We start from the raw sequence: 4,871 nt of genomic DNA, 5'->3' as shown, positions 1-4,871 counted from the left end.
GGTTCCAGCGGGGGTTGGGCAGTCTGCCCGGTCAGTTTCAAGGCGGACGCGACAGCCCCGGCCACCAGCTCAGGCTCGCGAACCTTGCCGAACTCGACCAGCCAGACCCCGTCGTCGAACGCCCGGCGGACCTCCTCGGCCACCCGGATCGCCAATCGGGTCTTGCCGACCCCGCCGATCCCGGTCAACGTCACCAGCCGCGACTCGGACAGCATGTGCCGGACCTTGTCGATCTCACGTCCTCGACCGACGAAGTGAGTCAGTTCCGCGGGGAGATTCCCCAGCGTGCCCCGGGTGGCAGGCTGCATCGGGCAGGCCTCACATTCGGTCGTGACAGGGTCCCCAGCGCCAGGTTACGCCGTGTTTCCCTCACAAAAACAGGTATATCTACCGTCCCCGCGACGCCGCGGACAGGAGACGCTGAAGCAACCGTCAGCACCATCTCCCGGAGGCCTCGATGTACGCACCCGATCCAGCGAACTGCGGCAGCGCCGGCGACGTCACCGCGCGGCACGACGACGACACGTTGATGATTCGCCGGTGTACCCGCTGCGACAAGCTGTTCGCGCCGCTGGCTGTCGACTGCTCGTCCTGCGCATCCGATTGCCTCGAGTGGCTGCCTTCCTCCGGCGCCGGTTCGATCGTGTCCTGGCGGGTGGTGGATCGCGCGGCGACCGGGATGCACAGTGTGGCGCCGTTGACGATCGCCATTGTCGAACTCGACGAGGGGCCGTGGGTCTACACGTCCATCGAGGGGGAATTCCCGGTGCCGTGGGGCGGTCCGGTGCGGGTGCAATTTCAGCCGTGTCCGCCGGATGACAGGTTCCCGGTCTTCGCCGTGAGTGCCGATACCCGAAAGCCCGGCGAGCAGCGCACGTCCGCCGACGGGACCAGTACGGCACTCGCCGCGACGTAGCGAAACCGAGCTGCCCGGAAGAGATCGGCATCTGCGGTCTACTTCTCGTTGTGGGCAACCACCCACGCCGCGACCTGGGCGCGTGTCGTGAAGTGCAGCTTGCTCAGGATGTGCTCGACATGCCCCGCGGCGGTGCGCTGCGAGATGACGAGTTTGTCCGCGATGGCCCGGTTGGTCAGACCTTGGGCGATGAGTTCGGCGATCTGCTTCTCGCGACGGGTCAGTGCGGCCATCGCGGCAGGCGGCTCTTCCGTCGCCGGCGGTCGCTCCTCGAGTGCGAAGGCGAGGGCCGCGTCGATGTCGAGATCGCGGCCCCGGTGCAGCGCCGCCTCGAAGGCGCGCCGCCCGAGCGCGCGCAGGGCGAATTGCTGCGCCTGATCGTAGTGGCGGAACACCTCGAGAATCTTGGCCGTCTGGCCGCCCACGGATTCTCCGACCGACATGGCGGCGCCGACGAGCACAGCGGCGCGCGCCGCTTGGTGCTGCTCGGCCGCGACAAAGGCCAGTGTCGCCAGACAGCTGGCGACGACCGTCCAGTCATCGATCGCCCGGGAGTGCCGCAGACTCTCCTTGACGAGCGGGGCCCCGGCTTCGAGGTCGCCGCGGTCGACTGCCATATAGCTGAGCTGCGCCAGCGCGTAGGACCGGTAGACCGACTCGCCATGCGCTGTGGTCAGCGCCAGTACCTGCTCCTGGCAGGCCACCGCTCGGTCCATGTCCTGCGACAGGGAGCAGGCGGCACCGAGTGCCAGCAAAGCCGACACTTGATGCAGAAGATCACCGTGGGCCTCGAACGCCGGCACGGCGCGCTCCAATTGCGTCACCGCACCAGGGGGGTCGCCACAAAATAGCCCGAGCACGCCGCTGGCGCCATCGACATACGCGCACAGCAGCTCGTCGCCACTGCCCTCGACCAGCACCCGCGCCTGCTCGATGCGCTCGGCCCCGGACTTGGTATCGGTCTGCAGCGCGGCCAAGGCCGTGTCCGCGCACAGTGCCGCGATGTGCTCCAGCCTGAGCCCGCCCGTTCTCGCCAGCACCCGGCCCAGCCAATATCTGGCCTCGCTGACCCGCTGCCGCGCGACCCAGAACTCGTAGAGGGTGACCGCGATCCGCTCCGCCGATTCCGCCTCGTCGGGCTCGGTCAGGCTGAACTCCATCGCCTCGCGCAGATTGGACTGTTCCCGGTTCAGCTGATCGATCCACTCCAGCTGATTCGGCCCGATCCACTCGGTGTACGCCCGCAGCGCCAGTCGTCCGAACCAGTTCCGGTGACGACGCCGCAACGCCTGCTCGGCACCGCCGGCGCGCAACCGTTCCCGGCCGTACTCGCGCAGGGTTTCGAGCATCCGGTACCGGACGCGGACGCCGTAGGCCTCCCGGATCAACACCGACTTGTCCACCAGCGAGCCGACCAGGTCGAGAACATCGCCGGGCTCGAGTCCTTCACCACAGATCGCCTCCGCGGCGTCCAACTCGAAGCCACCCGCGAACACCGTCACCCGCGCCCACAGCTCCCGCTCGCGGTCGGTGAGCAGGTCATAGCTCCAGTCGACGCACTGGCGCAGCGTCTGCTGCCGGGTCGGCGCCGCGCGACCGCCACCGATCAGCAGCCGATACCGGTCGGTGAGCCGCTGCAGGATCTGCTCCGGCGACATCGCCCGCAGCCTGGCCGCCGTCAACTCGATCGGCAGCGGCAGGCCCTCGAGCCGCCGGCAGATGCGGGCGACAGCGATCTTGCTGTCCTCGGTCAACTCGAAACCGGGGACAGCCGAACGCGCGCGGTCGACGAACAGGGCCACCGCGTCACACCGCAACATCGCGCGCAGACTCGGCGACCTCTCGGCCCCGGGAACCGTCAGCGGCGGCACCGGGACCACCACCTCCCCACCGATACCGACCGGTTCCCGGCTGGTCGCGAGGATGTGCAGACCAGGCGCGGCGCGCAGCAGCGATTCGGTCACCACGGCGATCGCGTCCACCAGGTGCTCGCAGTTATCGAACACCAGGAGCAGATGACGGGAGGCGATGTGCTCGACGATCAGTTCCAGCGGGGGTTGGGCAGTCCGGCCGGTCAGCTTCAAGGCGGACGCGACAGCCCCGGCCACCAATTCCGGCTCGCGAACCTTGCCGAACTCGACCAGCCAGACCCCGTCGTCGAACGCCCGGCGGACCTCCTCGGCCACCCGGATCGCCAACCGGGTCTTGCCCACCCCGCCGATCCCGGTCAACGTCACCAGCCGCGACTCGGACAGCATGTGCCGGACCTCGCCGATCTCACGTCCTCGACCGACGAACTGAGTCAATTCCGCAGGGAGATTGCCCTGGCAGGCTGGCGGCATCGCACATGCCTCGCATTCGGTGACGGTGGGGTCCAAGCGCCAGGCTACGCCGTGTTGACCACAACCGAACCCGATCGGCCTCCGACACCACCGCACCTGCCGGATACGCGCCAGACCAGCCCGTTCTTCACAAAACGGGTATATCTACCGTCCCCGTGACTCCGCACACAGGAGACGCTGAAGCAACCGTCAGCACCATCTCCCGGAGGCCTCGATGTACCCACCTGAAGCAGCGAACCGCGGTAGCGCCGGCAAAGGCAACGCGCGGCACGACGACGACACGTTGATGATTCGCCGGTGTACCCGCTGCGACAAGCTGTTCGCGCCGCTGACTGCCTGCTGCTCGTCCTGCCCATCGGACAGCCTCGAGTGGTTGCCGTCCTGCGGCGCCGGTTCGATCGTGTCGTGGCGGGTCGTGGATCGCGCCGCGACCGGAATGCGCGGCATACGGCCGCTGACGATCGCCATCGTCGAACTCGACGAGGGTCCGTGGGTCTACACGTCGATCGAAGGGGAAGTCCCGGCGCTGCGCGGCCGCCCGGTGCGCGTGCGATTTCAGCCGTGCCCGGCGGAGGACAGGTTCCCCGTCTTCGCCGTCGATACCGACCTCCACCAGTCGATGGTTCAGCACACGTCCACCGAGCGGATCAGCCCGGAACTCGCCACGGTCTAGCGCCGCACAACCCTCGCGCTGCGCCCCGACTACGACGCGTTCAGCTCGACGGCCGCCGCGCCGGCGAAGTCGTACTCTGGTCACCACGTGTAGTCATCACCGGTCGCTCTCGTCGAAGTCGTCCCGACCCCGAGTGGCCTGTACCGGTCATGAGGCCACCTCGTTCCAGTCCTGAAATCCACACCGGTGCCCCCGGGTTTTGGGGCGCTCGGAACCCAGTAGATCAACCGTATGCTTCCGACATGAACCTCACCACGCGTGCTTTGCGCACCGGCACCGCAGCCTTCGTGATCACCGTCGGACTGGTCACCGCCGCCGGTCCCGCCGCCGCGGAGTCCCCGCTGGTGTCGGACAGCAGCTCATTGGGCACCGGCTCCGCCGATCTGCTGCAGTCCGTGTTCACTGCGATCGGATGCGCCGTCGGCGCCAACTCCTGCGGGCCCATCGTCATCCCCCAGTAGACACCGACGACGACACCCCGCCCCAGAAGAAGCCCTGCCAGCGCGCAGGACGCGACGTTCCGACTGCCAGCACGCCGTATCGTCAACCGCTCCGACCTCACTGTCCGTTCAGGTCCAAGACGTGGGGCGTGATCCAGCCCGCCCGTCACCGGGACCTCACGCATTTCGATCGACTCCCGGTCCAGGCCGGTGAGGACTCCGTGCAGACCGGGGACATCAGAGCGTTCGATCAGCGGTCGAGATCGCGCTGGTGAGGCTGACCGGATGCGCGGCTGAAACGACAGTAGGTCCGGCTCGAAAGCCGGACCTTTTGTCTGCGGTGGAGCTGAGGGGACTCGAACCCCTGACCCCACACTGCCAGTGCCGCAAGGACTTTCCAGCGGGCGGGGCTCCATCCAGAGAGTCGGCCAGAGTGAGTACGGGGCGCGCTCGGCTGGGCCCTATGCGGCCGAAACACGGAAAAGCACACCGTGACCGGA

At 67.9% G+C, this 4,871-nt stretch carries 6 protein-coding genes; 3 read left to right on the top strand and 3 right to left on the bottom strand.

The window, feature by feature from the left end; all coding sequences use genetic code 11:
* Together ACFWPJ_RS24760 and ACFWPJ_RS24755 are read right to left on the bottom strand one after the other, a co-directional pair.
* Nucleotides 1–215 (bottom strand): NB-ARC domain-containing protein (locus tag ACFWPJ_RS24760; protein WP_378854774.1); only part of this gene is annotated, 215 nt, incomplete at its 3' end.
* Nucleotides 216–432: 217 nt separating this feature from the next.
* Nucleotides 433–711: a hypothetical protein gene (locus ACFWPJ_RS24755; protein ID WP_378854776.1), complete on the bottom strand. Its 279-nt coding sequence runs from the start codon at nt 709–711 to the stop codon at nt 433–435.
* Between ACFWPJ_RS24755 and ACFWPJ_RS24750 the strand changes: the two genes are divergently transcribed.
* Nucleotides 644–916, top strand: a complete 273-nt coding sequence (locus tag ACFWPJ_RS24750) for an OB-fold domain-containing protein (protein WP_378854775.1) — start codon at nt 644–646, stop codon at nt 914–916. The two genes, ACFWPJ_RS24755 and ACFWPJ_RS24750, sit on opposite strands and share 68 nt — an antisense overlap.
* A 38-nt stretch (nt 917–954) precedes the next feature.
* Here ACFWPJ_RS24750 and ACFWPJ_RS24745 read toward each other — a convergent pair whose 3' ends face one another.
* On the bottom strand, nt 955–3,222 hold the full coding sequence (locus tag ACFWPJ_RS24745; protein WP_378854773.1) for an ATP-binding protein: 2,268 nt from the start codon (nt 3,220–3,222) through the stop codon (nt 955–957).
* Nucleotides 3,223–3,472: 250 nt separating this feature from the next.
* Between ACFWPJ_RS24745 and ACFWPJ_RS24740 the strand changes: the two genes are divergently transcribed.
* Both ACFWPJ_RS24740 and ACFWPJ_RS24735 read left to right on the top strand, forming a co-directional pair.
* A complete protein-coding gene (locus ACFWPJ_RS24740) occupies nt 3,473–3,931 on the top strand; it encodes a Zn-ribbon domain-containing OB-fold protein (protein ID WP_378854772.1) in 459 nt (152 codons plus the stop codon).
* A gap of 242 nt (nt 3,932–4,173) precedes the next feature.
* Complete coding sequence (locus tag ACFWPJ_RS24735) at nt 4,174–4,392, top strand: hypothetical protein (RefSeq protein WP_378854771.1); 219 nt, start codon at nt 4,174–4,176, stop codon at nt 4,390–4,392.
* Nucleotides 4,393–4,871 lie beyond the last annotated feature (479 nt).

Origin of the sequence: Nocardia sp. NPDC058497 (assembly GCF_042720195.1) — a bacterium.
Taxonomy (GTDB): domain Bacteria; phylum Actinomycetota; class Actinomycetes; order Mycobacteriales; family Mycobacteriaceae; genus Nocardia.
Note: the sequence above shows the minus strand (reverse complement) of the source record. Positions and strands in the feature narration are given on the sequence as shown.